Raw genomic sequence first — 14,707 nt, 5'->3', positions numbered from 1 at the left:
TTCAGGAAAAATGATAAAACGTCTGCCAGTAAAAACCAGCAGACGTTCATTTACTTTAGATGATAACCTTAGAGGCCAGCTTTGATTTTTTTAGCGGCATCAGCACTCACCCAATTTTTCCATACGTTTTCGTGCTTTAGCAGAAATTCAATAGCAGCATCTTCACCAGTAGCTTGTTGGTCTGCCATATACGAAAGTGTCGCGTTCATAATTGGGCCTGGAAAAATTCTTTTTCCAAAATAATCACTGACAGCTGAACCAGCGCGTTTTTTGAAATCATCAGAAATAACTGTGTTTACTTCTGACTTTGTCCAGGATGATGGCTTAGGATCAGCACATTCCTGCTCAGGCTTCACTATGCAGTTATCCCAATTATCTTTACCAGCAAATTGAATCCCGAAATCCATCATGTTCAAACTGTATTTTCCAACGATTGAGGTTGGCGACCAATAATATCCAAACCAATTTTGCTTGCGGTCTGAGGCCTTTGCAATTGACGCGTCGAGGCCAGCGGCTGAACCCGGGTCAACCAGGCGCCAACCCTTTTTTTCCATTTCGAACGCGCGAAACAGATTTGCATTTGCTAGCTGACAACCCCAACCTGACGGGCAAGTATGGAAACCACCCTTGGTAGGATCTTCGGGGTGAGGAAACAGATCAGGGCGTTTCAAAATATCTTGAACTGTTTTTAACTCAGGATGCTTTTCTAATGTATGAGGAAGCAACCACCACCCCTCACCAAGTCCTGTAATTGGGTCGGAAACAGTGTGGAGCCGTCCTTCAGATTTTGCTTTTTCAAGAGGAATGGCTACAGCATTGATCCACATTTCACCCGCAACGTCAGGCACTCCTTTTTCGTTCATCGAAGTGAAAGTCGGCATCGTATCACCCGGAACAATGCTAACTTCACACCCGTATCCTTTGCTTAAAATAATTTTATCGACATTGGCCAGTAGCTGTGCGGAGGCCCAATTCATCTCTGCAATTGACACAGCCCCACATGATGCAGATGCCTGCCCACTGATCCCTAGAATTGTTCCAACAGCAACCGCTGAGGCAATTAAAATATTCTTCATAGTTATCCCTCCCAAGGGTATTTTTTTGTATATTTTGATGATGCTAACATCACTCCAATCAGAATGTCCAGTAGACGACATCTTTGCAACAGATAGCGCCTCGATCATTCACTAACTCCTAGACCGTTTGGATACTCTGCAGTTTGTGAGGTTTTTTGATTTAATTAACTGCGATATTCCGGCTCCTCGTCGTCCAGAATTGTGCGGATTGCCCTCAAATGCTGGTCAACGGTTCTATCCTGAATTTCCCATTGTTTTGCAGTTTTCTCAGCAATTGAGTCAGGTAGCACAGATAACTCCAAACCCGATGCTCTCGCCGTTAAATAAGTCCTACAAGCTCGCTCATAATAATATGCAAGATCAAATGCCAAGGCGGGGGACTCGGCAACCGTCATGAAGCCATGATTGCCCATCATCACCATACGCTTGTTGCCAAGAATGGTCGACAGCCGCTCAGCCTCGTCATCCAGTCCCATACCGTCAAAACCGATGTCAACCGCAACACGGTTAAAGAACCGGCAGCTGGTTTGATCGACCGGCAAAAGGCTCGGATCTTTTAACGCGCTGAGCGCCGTTGCGTAATGCGAATGCAAATGAACGATGCACCGTGCCTGCGGATTGTTACGATGCATCGCCCCATGGATCCACCATGCTGTCGGGTCAACTGTTTCGGCATAATCCGACGGTGTTTTTCGCGCATCAAGCAGCAGCAGGTCACTGGCCCGCATTTTTGAAAAATGCACACCATAAGGGTTCATCAGAAAAATCTGGCCATCATCCGAAACCGCATAAGAAAAGTGATTGGCGATGCCTTCATGCATTGATTCGCGTGCCGACCAGCGAAAAATCGCCGCAAGATCGCGGCGGGCCTCATCAATATCAACGATTATTTGAGACATTCTTACCCCCAAGTCGTTAAACGGTTCTTTCGAATTTACCGGTCCACCTAACCAAAACTGCCCCATTCCAGCCGAACAGATCAAATTATTTTTATAATTTCCACGATTCTAATTCACGATTATGATAGGCATCAACGGTGATCGAACCATTATTTGTGCCAGCATTTATACCAGCATCTATGTCAGCATCTGTGGCAACCGAGGCAAAACAAGCCGGCGACGAAGGCGGGAGACTAAATCATGCAAATCTGTCAGTCACTCATTGGCGGCAAACCGGTAAAAAGCAATCTGCCGGTTATCGAAAAGCGTTATCCCGCCACAGGAGAGGTAATCGCCCAGATTGAACCCGCCTCCAGTGAGATGCTTGATCACGCGGTAGCGGTGGCGCAAGAGGCACAGATTTCATGGGCAAAAACCGATGCGTTTGAGCGCGCAAAAATTCTGCATCGCGCCGCCAATCTGATGCGTGAGGCAAATGACGAACTGGCCCATCTGGAAGTGCGCGATGTTGGCAAATTATTCAGCGAGGCGGTTAGCGGCGATGTGCCGTCTGGAACTGATGCGTTTGATTATTTTGCCGCCTGTATCACCGCGCAAAATGGTGATTTCAACAAATGGGACAAGGCCATCGGCTATAGTGTTCGGGTGCCACTTGGCGTATGCGCCGGCATTGGTGCGTGGAATTATCCGATGCAGATTGCCTGTTGGAAATCGGCACCAGCGCTGGCTGCCGGCAATGCCTTTATTTTAAAACCATCCGAAGAAACGCCTTTCGTTGCGCATAAGGTTGCCGAATTGCTGCAGGCCGCCGGTCTGCCTGACGGGCTGTTTCAGATTATTCATGGCGACCGGGAAATCGGCAGCGCCATCTGCGCGCATCCGGGCATTGCCAAAATATCGCTAACCGGCGGCGTTGAAACTGGGCGAATGATCATGACCCAATCAGCGCAGTCACTAAAAAAGATCACGCTTGAACTTGGCGGTAAATCGCCTTTGCTGGTGTTTGATGATTGCGATTTTGACCTTGCGGTTCAAACCGCGCTTGACGCAAATTTTTACACCGCTGGCGAGGTATGCTCGAACGCAACGCGGGTGTTCGTCCAACGGTCTATTGCCAATGATTTCATTGCTGCGCTTACCGCCAAGGCCGAGGCCATGCGCGTTGGCGACCCAATGGCCAGTGACATCCAGATGGGGGCGCTGATCTCGGCGCGCCATCTTGCCAAAGTGTTAGACTATGTCAAGATTGGCGCCAGCGAAGGGGCAACCATCGCAACCGGCGGCCAGCAATTGCGGCCCGAGGGGTTTGAGAATGGCTATTTTATGCAGCCGACCATTCTGACCAATTGCACCGACAATATGCGGTTGGTTCGCGAAGAAATTTTCGGGCCGGTAATGTCAGTTCTGATCTTTGACGATGAAGACGAAGCTGTCCGGCGCGCTAATGATACTGATTTCGGCCTTGGGGCGGGCGTAATGACCCGCGACCTTGGGCGGGCGCACCGGGTGGCTGATGCGCTAGAGTCCGGCAATGTCTGGGTAAACAGCTATAATCTATTGCCACCTGGCCTGCCGTTTGGCGGCGCGAAACAATCCGGCTTTGGGCGCGAAAACGGCGCCTACACACTGGATGCCTATAGCGAAATTAAATCAGTCTATATCCAGCTATAGCCCATAGCAGGCTGTCGTTTAGATCGAGATATTGAGGCAGCGCTTTTTTACCGGCCGTTTTTATGGCGGGCGATCATATCGCTGTATGAGGCGATCAGATTATCGATCACCACCTGTTTTGAAAACAGTTCATCATAGGTTTTCTGGCCATTGCTGACCAGCGCCTTGCGCAATGCCTGATCGTTGGCGGCGCGGTCAAGGCATTGAACCAACCCGTCCAGATCGTCAATATCCAGCAACAGACCATCTTGTTCATGCGTGACATATTGGCGGGCACCATCGGCTCTTGTTGCGACGAGCGGCACACCAGCGAACCACGCTTCGGCAATGACTGTACCAAAAGGCTCATAGCGCGATGGTAGAACGCAAATATCGGCGATACTGAGAAGCGATGCACGATCTGTTCGCCAGCCGGGAAAACAGACACGATCTTCGACGCCCAATGATTTTGCCATCGCTTTGTATTTTTCTAAATCTGGCCCGTCACCAGCCAATAAAAACACCATATCCGGCAAGCGCTGTGCCGCCTCAAGCATAAGATCGACGCCCTTTTTCCAATGCATACGCGACAATAGCAATGCTAATGGCTTGTCCTCGGGCAACCCAAATTCTGCCCGCGAAACCGGTGGATCTTGAGCAAGCGTGCCAAATGTATGACCAAGATACGCATTTTCCGGATGACCGCTTGCCTCTCCGATATGGCGCACAATATCGCGTGTGACACCCATGTAGAAGTCACAACGCTGGAAATTCTTTAAATTGTAATAGCCGCCAAACCAGCCAAGAACCGGCTGCTTAATCCCTTGTGGGGCAAACGATGATGCGCGGTTCATCCAGCAATGCACAATATCTGGGTTATGCGCGGCGATGATGCGCGAGATTTTTGCCTGCTGAAACCATTTGGTGAAACGGTTAAAGCTGGCCGGATAATGCTGAATGCCGCGCTCGGCCATCGCGTTAACATACGCGTCATGAGGGCGCGATATCATGACTTGCTCAACACCGCGCTCATGAAGTGCCTTCACCGCGTCCAGACAAAAGGTCTCGGCACCGCCGGTTGGGGCACCAGCGATAATATGGCAAATCTTAAAATTCGGAGAGGTCATAATAGAAATCCATCAAAAGTCAGCACGCTGCGCATTGCTTGACTTAGCAGACTTTTTGATGCGACCCAAAACTTAAATGGAAAATCAATGGGCGCAAAACCGATCAAACGTCACGCCACGGGCAGATCACGACATTGGCCCGGCTAATCAAGTTCAGGCAATGGCAACGCAGTTGTATATTTGATCTCTTCCATCGCAAAAGACGAACTGACATCGGTCAAATGCACATTGGCAATCAGCTTACGATAAAATTTATCATAGGCCGCCATATCCGGCACAACAACACGAAGAAGATAATCAACCTCACCACTCATCCGGTAAAACTCGACAACCTCCGGCATATCGCTAACCATTGTGGCGAATTCCTGCAGCCATTCGGCGTTATGCTGGTCAGTGCGAACCGCCACAAATACCGACATGCCAACACCAATCTTTTGCGGGTCAAGCAACGCAACTCTTTTACGGATTAGGCCAGTTTCTTCCATCCGTTGAATACGGCGCCAGCATGGTGTCACTGACAGCCCAACTTTGCGCGCAATGTCGGCGACCGGCTGTGCGGCATTGACCTGCAACTGGGACAGTATCTGTCTATCTATCTGATCCATGGGGTCGTCTGCTTTCATTTTCATGACGACCATGACAATGGTCACCACGCTTGGGGGATTTTTGCCCTACCATAGATGTTTTCCGGAAAATTGAAAGTATTTCCGAAATAATTTGCGTCAAAAGACCAGTTCGATCGCAATAATAGTAAATATTATTATCAATATGAAGTTTATTAAAATTTTACTCCGCCATCGATCGGCCCGCAGTCATCATGATACAGATCGCCGCTAAATCATCTTCTAGGGGCTGATTGATCGGTTGCAATCTGCCGCATCTATCGGCAGTATCCCCGGCATGGAACAACAAAAACTATCATTAGTTACAAGCCCAAATTGGCTGGATTACGCGTTGCTGGATAGCGGCAATCTGCGGAAGTTTGAACGCTTTGGCCCCTATCGTTTTATCCGCCCCGAACCACAGGCAATGTGGCAACCGCGTCTTGACGAGGCAGCATGGGTTGCTGATGGGGTTTTTGTGCCCGGTAAAAACGACCAAGAAGATGGCGAAGGTGGTGGCTGGCAGCTATCGGAAACCTTGCCGCCATCATGGCAGTTGGGCTATCAGTCCTTGCGGTTTCTGGCGCGGCCAACCCCATTTCGTCATTTGGGATTTTTCCCCGAGCAAGCGGCGCATTGGGACTGGTGCGCCGACGCGATTCGCACCTTTATCCAAACGTATAAGCGCCCACCAAGGATTTTAAATCTGTTTGCCTATTCTGGACTTGCCAGCCTGCACGCCGCCGCAGCTGGGGCTGAGGTTACGCACCTTGATGCCAGCAAAAAAGCCATCGCGCAGGCTTTTGAAAATCGTGATCTGTGCGGTATGCAGGACGCGCCGATACGCTTTATCACCGATGATGCCACCCGCTTTGTCGAGCGTGAATTGCGCCGTGATAAAACCTATGACGGCATCATTCTTGACCCGCCGAAATATGGGCGCGGCCCAAAGGGCGAATTCTGGCGGATCGAAGATGATCTGACGCCATTATTGCAGAAATGTCGGCAGCTATTATCGGGTGATGCGCTGTTCATGGTGCTGACGATTTATGCCATTCGGGCGTCATCTTTGGCGGCGCATTATGCGCTTGCTGATCTGGTGGCTGACATAGGCGGCAGCCTCACCTCGGGTGAATTGGCCGTGCAGGAATCGCCGCTGGAAACCGGCGTCACTGGTGCTTTAAATGCTGAAATGCAGGCACGATATGTGGCGCAGGCAAATTTTGCACGCTGGTGCTCGGTAGCCAAAGAGGGCTAGCCGCGTTTGGCAAGCGCCTCATAAAGCGCAACCCCGGTCGCGACCGCAAGATTAAGCGAATCGGAACGGCCCAGCATTGGTATTTTTATCAGCTGCGTGCAAGCTGTCATCAATTCGGGTGTCAGCCCAGCCTGCTCATTGCCCATCAACATGATCAATGATCCCCGATAATCAGCGCTGCGATAATCAACGGCGGCTGGCAGCGCAGTGCCGATAATATGGCCCTCCCAGCCTGCGGCAAACTGCAGGAATTCCGCCTCACTACAGGCAATGATCCGCACATTAAACACAGCGCCCATCGACGCCCGTACCGCCTCGACCGAATAGGGGTCGGTACAATCACCAACCAAAATAATCCCCTTGGCGCCAACCGCATCGGCCGTGCGCATTACCGTGCCAAGATTTCCCGGATCACGAACCCGGTCAAGCGCGACCCAGCATTCATCCGGCGTCTCGCCAATTTGATCAAGGCTGTCCCAACGCTGACCAAAGGCACCAAGCACCATCTGCGGGTTATCTTTACGGCTGATCCGCTGCAACAATGTTTCGGTCATCGGCAGCGCCCGGCCATTCGCCGCAACAAGTCCGGATAGTAATGTCCTGACCTGCCGGTCATCCTCACGGCCAGCGACAAAGGCCAGCCGGTGCATCGCCCATCCAAGCGAAACTGCCTCACGGCAAATCCGCGCGCCTTCCGCTAAAAACCAGCCAGTCTGCTTGCGAAATTTACGCTCATGCAACGCCCGCAGACGTTTAACCTCGTCATTCGCGGTGCTGGTAATCATATCTGGAATGGGGACTGGATATTGGCTCATAATGGACGCTGCATAGCAAAGTTTTGATCACAGGAACAGGTTTGATTGCCCTGCAGATACGCCCAACGCATCAAAATTCGTCGATTTTATAGCTGGGCTGATACGCCTAGCTGATAAAAAAACTTCAAAATGGAATTATTTTGTTTCATTTCCGACAATTTGCAGCGTAATGAGAATGTGAGGATTATGCTGGCATCACCGCCACTGGCAGGCTAGCGCCAAAAGTTCTGGTCAGGTTCGGTCTGGTTACAATAATTTAGGGTAATGAGCAAAGATGATGCGCATTGCAATGATGGTCAGCAATGGGTGAAAGCACGATTAAGGCGTTGCTTCGCAACCACGATAATGCAGCGCCACAAAAAATTGGCTTTTTGCTATTGAACGAGTTTTCGATGCTGGCATTTGCCTCGGCAATCGAGCCATTGCGCGCTGCCAACCGTCAGGCGAACAAACATCTGTTTGATTGGGTTGTGGCAAGCCCTGATGGCAATGCCAGCACCGCTAGTAACGGCATTTGCGTGCAGACTGATATTGACCCCGAGGCGTTGCAAAGCTGCCGTATGGTGTTTGTCTGCTCAGGCGTCAAAGTGCGGGAGAACACCACAAAATCCATTTTGAATTTAATCCGTCGGCTCGACCGAAATGGTGCTGTTATTGGCGCTATTTGCACCGGCACTTATGTGATGGCGGCGGCTGGCCTGCTTGAGGGGCGGCGGTGCACAATCCATTGGGAAAATATCGACGGATTGTCCGAAGAATTTCCCCATCTTGAAATCACCAATGATTTATTTGAGATCGACGGCAATCGGGTCACCTGTTCAGGCGGCACAGCATCGCTTGATATGATGTTGAATTTGATCACCCAGACACATGGCTCAGCCCTAGCCGCCGAAGTTTCCGACCAGTTCATTCATGACCGAATCCGGGAACCAACCGATCGTCAGCGTATGGAGCTTCGCGTCCGCCTAGGGGTTAGTCACCCGAAATTACTGGCCGTGGTCAAAACCATGGAAGACAATCTCGAAGAGCCGTTGGCGCAAACTGATATCGCCCGCAAGACCAATCTTTCGACGCGCCAGCTTGAACGGTTGTTCCGCAAATATCTTGATACGACACCAACGCGCTATTATCTGAATTTGCGGTTAGCCCGCGCGCGCCATCTGCTGCGCCAGACATCAATGTCAATCCTTTCAGTGGCGTTGGCTTGCGGCTTTGTCTCGGCGTCACATTTTTCGAAATGTTACCGCGAATGTTATGGCCGCACACCGCGCGCCGAGCGTAGCCCTGACTAGATCAGCAGGTTAAGATAAAAGAGCCACAGCTAGCTGGCGGCAGCTGATTTGATCGCGTTAAGCATACTTGCCAAGCCGTTTTTCCGCGTTGCTGAAAGATGCGAATCAAGCCCGATCTTGGTCAGGAAATCAGGCTCAGTATTACGAATTTCCGCTGCTGTTCGGCCTGAATAAACGCGCAAAAGTAACGCGACAAGCCCTTGAACAATTGCCGCATCGGATTGCGCCATAAAGGTGATTTTATCGTCATCTCCCCGTTCAGCAGCAAAATAGACAACCGATTGGCAGCCCCGAAGCCGAAATTCATCATTGCGATATTGTTCGGGAATTGGCGGCAGTTTGCGCCCTTGATCAATCAGCATCTGATAGCGATCTTCCCAATCGTCAAAAAAACCAAATTCATCAGTAATAGCTTCAGCTTCGGCACTGGCATTATTGGTCGACATTATCAGATTCACTCTCAAAAAATTAAACCGCGGATTATGCACCTCGGCATCATTGACGCCCGCATGGCGCACTGGCTTAGCTGATATTGCGCCGCCGCGCCAGAAGGTCAAGGAGCCGGATTGCCGCATCAGTCGATTTTGTCCCGGGCAAAAACACCGCCGCAGCGCCAGCACGTTCCAAAATTGGAATATCACCAGGGGGGATCACCCCGCCAACAACAAGCTCGATATGCCGTCCAGCGCCGGCATCCAGCTTTTTGCGAAGCGCCGGCACTTGGCTTAGATGCGCGGCGGCAAGCGTTGAGATACCAACCGCGTCAACATCATGGCGAATAGCAAGGTCGTAAACCTCGTCAGGGGTCTGGAACAACGGGCCGGTTACCACGTCAAACCCAAGATCAGCAAATGCAGACGCAATAACCTTTTGCCCGCGATCGTGACCATCTTGACCAAGTTTGGCCACCAGAATACGCGGCGCACGGCCAAGCGATTTGGTAAATTCATCAACGCGGTCTTTAAGCACATCAATTTCTGCGCTGTCTTTCATATGATGTTTCCAGACGCCGCGCACACCTTGAATCTCGGCGCGGTGACGGCCAAATTCACCTGCCATCGCATCGGACATTTCGCCAACCGTGGCACGTTGGCGCGCCGCTTCAATGGCGAATGGCATCAGGTTTTCACGCCCTGACGCCGCCCGCCGCAAGCCATCCAAGGCCGCATCTACGGCCTTTTGATCACGGTTTGCGCGTATTTTTTTCAGACGCGCAATCTGCTGGCTTCGCACCTCGCTATTATCAATCCGTCTTACCTCGACCTGTTCGGCGGCACCGGTATCTTGTGGCTGATATTTATTGACCCCGACGATGGTCTGGGTACCAGAGTCAATGCGGGCTTGGGTGGCTGTCGCCACTTCTTCAATTCGCAATTTTGGCACGCCGGCTTCGATTGCTGCTGCCATGCCGCCCAATGATTCCGCCTCGGCGATATGCTGGCGTGCTTTGGCGGCCAGCTGCTGGGTCAAATCTTCGACAAGATAGCTGCCACCAAACGGGTCAATGACATGCGCCATATTGCCTTCATGCTGGAGATGAAGCTGGGTGTTACGCGCAATCCGCGCTGCATAATCGGTAGGCAGGCCAAGCGCCTCATCAAGCGAGTTAGTGTGCAATGACTGGGTGTGGCCAGCAACCGCCGCCGCCGCCTCGACACAGGTGCGCGGCACATTGTTAAACACATCCTGCGCCGCCAATGACCAGCCGGATGTCTGGCAATGGGTGCGCAGCATCAATGATTTCGGATTTTTCGGCGCAAAATGCTGTTGCATCAGTTCCGACCATAACAGCCGCGCCGCCCGCAACTTTGCGACTTCCATAAAGAAATTCATGCTGGCGCCAAAAAAGAACGACAGACGCGGGGCAAAATCGTCAACATCAAGCCCCGCCGCAACACCGGCGCGAATATAAGCCAACCCATCAGCCAGCGTATAAGCAAGCTCAAGATCTGCCGATGCACCAGCCTCTTGCATGTGATAGCCCGAAACTGAAATAAAATTGAATTTCGGCATCTCCGCAGCGCAATAGGCAAAAATATCCGACACGATCCGCATTGATGGTACCGGCGGATAGATATAGGTGTTGCGCACCATAAATTCTTTCAGAACGTCATTCTGAATGGTTCCTGCCAATTGGTCAGGTCGCACGCCCTGTTCTTCGGCCGCAACAATAAACAACGCCAGCACTGGCAACACCGCGCCGTTCATCGTCATCGAAACGCTCATCCGGTCGAGTGGAATCCGATCAAACAACATGGCCATATCGGCAATCGAGTCAATCGCCACACCAGCCAGCCCAACATCATCAGCAACCAGTGGATTGTCTGAATCATAGCCCCGATGCGTTGGCAAATCGAATGCCACCGACAGACCCATCTGACCGGCAGCCAGATTTCGACGATAAAAGCTGTTGGATTCCGCAGCCGTCGAAAATCCGGCATATTGCCGAATTGTCCACGGGCGGGTGGCGTACATGCTGGGATAGGGGCCGCGCAAAAATGGTGCAAATCCGGGCTGCATATTGGCAGCAAATACCTGCTGACTGGGATCACACATCGCGAGTGACGGCATTACAATCTGTTCGGCATTCGCTGGCGTTGGGGGCAAATCACCAACACGCGCCGCCAGCGCCTTTGATGATGGCAAGTCAATCTTGGTAAAGTCGGGAAACGCCGACATCACGCATCTCCTTCGTAAAATTCTGCCAGCGATACGCCGACAATATCCGCCAGCAGGTCTAAAGGGGCAGCAGCATCCAACAATCTGGCTGCGGTCATTGCCTTGCCTGCATGGCGCAGGCCGGACAGTGCGGAAAGCAGCGCTGCATCAAGCTGGTCAAACTCGCAATCAAGCAAGACTAACAGATCCGGCCGGGCGGTATCAACCGCCTTGCCGCTTGCGTCATCCAGCTGCATATCCACCGGCTGCATCCCGCCAATGGCGAAAAGCGCCCGCAATTTAGCCAGCTGTGGCACTGGCGTTGGTTGGTGCTGAAGCAGCAGAATACGCGGCGGGGTCTTTGCTGCGGCGCGGCGTACTGCCTCAATCGCTGCCGCTGGCCGCCGAACCGAAATCCAGTGAGGCAGAACATCATCCCGGATATTGCCATCGGGCTGTAGATTCACCCCAACGAGCGTTAAGTCACCAGCCGCCAATTTTGCATGGCGCTGACCGGCGGCAGTTTTGGCCCATGCCGCAAACCGGCCAGCATGATGCGCCGCCAATGCGCCGCCATCAGCCTCAATCTGCCGGAACAAATCCCATGCCGCCACCGCAAGCTGGTTGGTGCGGGCTTCGATAAAGCCAGCGCCACCAGCCGGATCAAGACTACGCGATAACCCGCTTTCCTCAATCAGTAAATGCTGCTGCATCCGCGCCAGACGGCGCCCCATCGCATCACCGCCGGTTAGGCAGTCATGGGGATGCGCCGATAATTGATCAGCCCCGCCAATCGCCCCACCAAGCAGCGCCGTCGTCGTGCGCAGCATATTAACCTCTCGATCAGCAAGCGAGAACATCCGTAGTGACACCGCCGCCTGAATGAACAGCCGATGCCGATCAGGATCAAGCCCCAATGCGGCAATCACGCCGCCCCAGCAGTGGCGCAACGCGCGGCATTTTGCGATCCCGTCAAACAGATCAGCCGGCAATGCCAGCGATGCTGACAGGCGCGATGCCACATCTGCAAGATTAAGATTTCTTGCCGCCGCATGACGCAAAATCTCGGTCAATGATGCCAGATTATAAGCCAATTCCTGAACTGCGGTCATGCCACGATTATGCCAATGCCACCCCTGCGCCCGAAACAATCCAGCAGGCCTATCAGCCGCATCAGCACAAGCAAGGTAATCCAGCCCCTGATCAAGCAATGCAGCGTCGGCTGCCGGAGCAAAAGGGTCGATATTTGCCTGAAAGCGCAATGCCGAAAGGCTGTGATTGCCCGCTTTGGCAAAAGCCGAAAACGCCACTATTTGCACCAGCGCATCGTTACCCGCATCAAGTGCGATCCCCGCAGCAGGCAGAACCACATCTTGCATAATCACCGGCAAGTCAACCGCCAGATTACCAGCATCTAGCCCCTGAAGCCAGATCGTGCCAACCCCGTCTTGCAGCCCTTCGAGAATCAGCTGGTTTAGTGACTGCGGCGCGCCGGTCGCCAAAACCGGCTGACAAATATCCCAGCCATGCGCGATATGCACCGCCGGATTGACCGGCAAGCGGGCAAGAGCACAGGCCGCATTTGGCACTGTTTCGGGCACAACAATGTCATACAGAGCCTCAATTTCAAGACCATCTTCATCCCGCCGGTTAAGGCTTTGCGGGTCAGCGCCTTTCAAGGCGGCGCTTACCAGCTGGCGCCAGTCTTCGCGGCTGGCAGACGGAAACTTGTTTTGGGTAGATGACATGATAGACCTTTTTTCTCTATAGTCGCGCTGAAATTAGCAGCGCTGCCACCGCAAATCAAGGAAACTGCATGAAGGCCAATCGCCACAAGACCCAGACCCAAACCCAGGCCGGATGGTCATTCACCGCCGATTCAAATCATTTGGTGTTTTTGATCATTTTGGCGCTGACGCTTTTTCGTACCGCTGCGCTGGCGATCAGCCCACTTGAGCTTGGGGTTGATGAGGCACAATATTGGCTGTGGAGCCAGACACCCGATTTCGGCTATTTCACCAAACCACCCCTCATCGCGTGGATCATTGGTGCGTCGCATTCTTTGTTCGGCCATGATGTGATGGCGGTGCGCCTACCGGCCTCTTGGTTACAATTTGCCACCGCGCTGGTGCTGTGGAAAACCGCAGACTGGCTTTATGGGCCGCGCGCTGGCCGGCTGGCCGGTCTCATCTGGATCAGCCTTCCTGCGGTCGGACTTGGCAGTTTCCTTATCTCGACTGATACGCCGCTATTACTATCGGTTGCGCTGGCGCTATTGGCTATCGCCGGTTCGGTTAGCGGCAAAATAATGCCAGCGCGCGCAATGGTTTACGCAGGCATCGCACTCGGTGTCGGTATGCTTGCCAAATATGCCGCGCTTTATGCCGTCTTGGGGCTGATGCTCATCTGGGCGTCGGGTCGGCATCAGGCAAAGGCGGTGATTAAAGGGCGGCATCTTTTGCTGGCTATTCTGGCCTGTTTGATCGCCGCAAGTCCAAATCTGCTGTGGAATGCAACCCATGATTTTTCGACCATGCGGCATCTTGGTGATAACGCCAATCTGGCCAAACAAACAAATGACATTAGCGAAAGCCTGATATTTCTGATCAGCCAAGCGGGCGTTGCCGGGCCGGTTGTGTTTATTTTGATGCTTGGCAGTCTCTGGGCAGCACGACACGAGCGCAACGCGGGCTGGCTGACATGGATGGCATTTCCGGTCATTGGCTTGATGAGCTTGCAGGCCTATCTAAGCGAGGCGAATGCAAATTGGGCGATGGCGGCTTATCCGGCACTTTCTGTTTGGCTTGCAGGCTGGCTTGCCAGCGGGCGGGCGGGCGATATCCTCCCGTCACCGGCATGGCGTATTTGGCTTGGGCGCAGCGCAATTGGGATCAATTTTGCGATCACACTGGGTTTGTTGGCGGTAAGTATGGCCGGCACTCTGGGCCCGCTGACACCAGCATCAGACCCATTGCGGCGGTTGCGCGGATGGGAGGCGCTTGCGAATGGTCTTGAACCTTTGATTGCGGCGCATCAGGCACGCCGGATTATCGCCGACCGGCGCGCCACCGCTGCATTGCTGAATTGGCATTTTCATGATCGCCCCCTCACCATCATGCTGCATGACCGCGACGGGGTTCCAAGCAATCATTTCGAGGCAAATCACAGTTGGCAACGCAAAGCCGGATCACCGGTTCTGGTTCTGTCGGGCACGGCCACACCGCCCGATTTGCCGTTCATTCAATGGCAGGGCAGCCCTAGCCTCAGCCGCACAATTATCAGCCACAATCATAGCCGCGATATCTATATTCACAAAGGGGTTGAATAGCT

At 52.7% G+C, this 14,707-nt stretch carries 12 protein-coding genes; 4 read left to right on the top strand and 8 right to left on the bottom strand.

Features of this window, described 5'->3' with window-relative positions; genetic code table 11:
• Positions 1-68 precede the first annotated feature (68 nt).
• Complete coding sequence (locus tag AB8881_08455; protein ID XDZ64537.1) at positions 69-1,076, bottom strand: glycine betaine ABC transporter substrate-binding protein; 1,008 nt, start codon at positions 1,074-1,076, stop codon at positions 69-71.
• A 164-nt stretch (positions 1,077-1,240) separates the two neighbouring features.
• Positions 1,241-1,975, bottom strand: coding sequence for a class II aldolase/adducin family protein (locus AB8881_08450; protein XDZ62579.1), 735 nt, complete (start codon positions 1,973-1,975; stop codon positions 1,241-1,243).
• A gap of 240 nt (positions 1,976-2,215) precedes the next feature.
• Here AB8881_08450 and betB point away from each other — a divergent pair, with 240 nt between their 5' ends.
• Positions 2,216-3,646, top strand: a complete 1,431-nt coding sequence (gene betB / locus AB8881_08445) for a betaine-aldehyde dehydrogenase (protein ID XDZ62578.1) — start codon at positions 2,216-2,218, stop codon at positions 3,644-3,646.
• Positions 3,647-3,693: 47 nt separating this feature from the next.
• Here betB and AB8881_08440 read toward each other — a convergent pair whose 3' ends face one another.
• Positions 3,694-4,752: a glycosyltransferase family 4 protein gene (locus AB8881_08440; GenBank protein ID XDZ62577.1), complete on the bottom strand. Its 1,059-nt coding sequence runs from the start codon at positions 4,750-4,752 to the stop codon at positions 3,694-3,696.
• Positions 4,753-4,895: 143 nt separating this feature from the next.
• Entirely contained in the window at positions 4,896-5,357 is a 462-nt protein-coding gene (locus AB8881_08435; GenBank protein XDZ62576.1) for an Lrp/AsnC family transcriptional regulator, read from the bottom strand.
• A 295-nt stretch (positions 5,358-5,652) separates the two neighbouring features.
• Between AB8881_08435 and AB8881_08430 the strand changes: the two genes are divergently transcribed.
• The gene (locus AB8881_08430; GenBank protein XDZ62575.1) at positions 5,653-6,612 is read left to right on the top strand and encodes a class I SAM-dependent methyltransferase; all 960 of its coding nucleotides are present in this window, start codon (positions 5,653-5,655) and stop codon (positions 6,610-6,612) included.
• Here AB8881_08430 and AB8881_08425 read toward each other — a convergent pair.
• Positions 6,609-7,427: a TrmH family RNA methyltransferase gene (locus AB8881_08425; GenBank protein XDZ62574.1), complete on the bottom strand. Its 819-nt coding sequence runs from the start codon at positions 7,425-7,427 to the stop codon at positions 6,609-6,611. The genes AB8881_08430 and AB8881_08425 overlap by 4 nt on opposite strands.
• A gap of 302 nt (positions 7,428-7,729) precedes the next feature.
• Here AB8881_08425 and AB8881_08420 point away from each other — a divergent pair, with 302 nt between their 5' ends.
• On the top strand, positions 7,730-8,719 hold the full coding sequence (locus AB8881_08420; GenBank protein XDZ62573.1) for a GlxA family transcriptional regulator: 990 nt from the start codon (positions 7,730-7,732) through the stop codon (positions 8,717-8,719).
• Between the two features lie 29 nt (positions 8,720-8,748).
• Here AB8881_08420 and AB8881_08415 read toward each other — a convergent pair whose 3' ends face one another.
• The 3 genes from AB8881_08415 to AB8881_08405 form a co-directional block, all read right to left on the bottom strand.
• Positions 8,749-9,165 (bottom strand): SufE family protein, encoded by a 417-nt coding sequence (locus tag AB8881_08415; protein XDZ62572.1) that lies wholly within the window; start codon positions 9,163-9,165, stop codon positions 8,749-8,751.
• A 76-nt stretch (positions 9,166-9,241) separates the two neighbouring features.
• A complete protein-coding gene (gene scpA / locus AB8881_08410) occupies positions 9,242-11,398 on the bottom strand; it encodes a methylmalonyl-CoA mutase (protein XDZ62571.1) in 2,157 nt (718 codons plus the stop codon).
• Positions 11,398-13,125 (bottom strand): methylmalonyl-CoA mutase family protein, encoded by a 1,728-nt coding sequence (locus AB8881_08405; protein ID XDZ62570.1) that lies wholly within the window; start codon positions 13,123-13,125, stop codon positions 11,398-11,400. The genes scpA and AB8881_08405 overlap by 1 nt, the downstream gene beginning before the upstream one ends.
• Before the next feature lie 68 nt (positions 13,126-13,193).
• On the opposite strand from AB8881_08405, the gene AB8881_08400 reads away from it, so the two are divergent.
• On the top strand, positions 13,194-14,705 hold the full coding sequence (locus AB8881_08400; GenBank protein ID XDZ62569.1) for an ArnT family glycosyltransferase: 1,512 nt from the start codon (positions 13,194-13,196) through the stop codon (positions 14,703-14,705).
• The last annotated feature ends 2 nt before the right edge of the window (positions 14,706-14,707 follow it).

This window comes from Alphaproteobacteria bacterium LSUCC0396 (assembly GCA_041228345.1).
Taxonomy (GTDB): Bacteria; Pseudomonadota; Alphaproteobacteria; order Puniceispirillales; family Puniceispirillaceae; genus UBA3439.
This window is presented reverse-complemented; position numbering and strand designations above follow the sequence as displayed.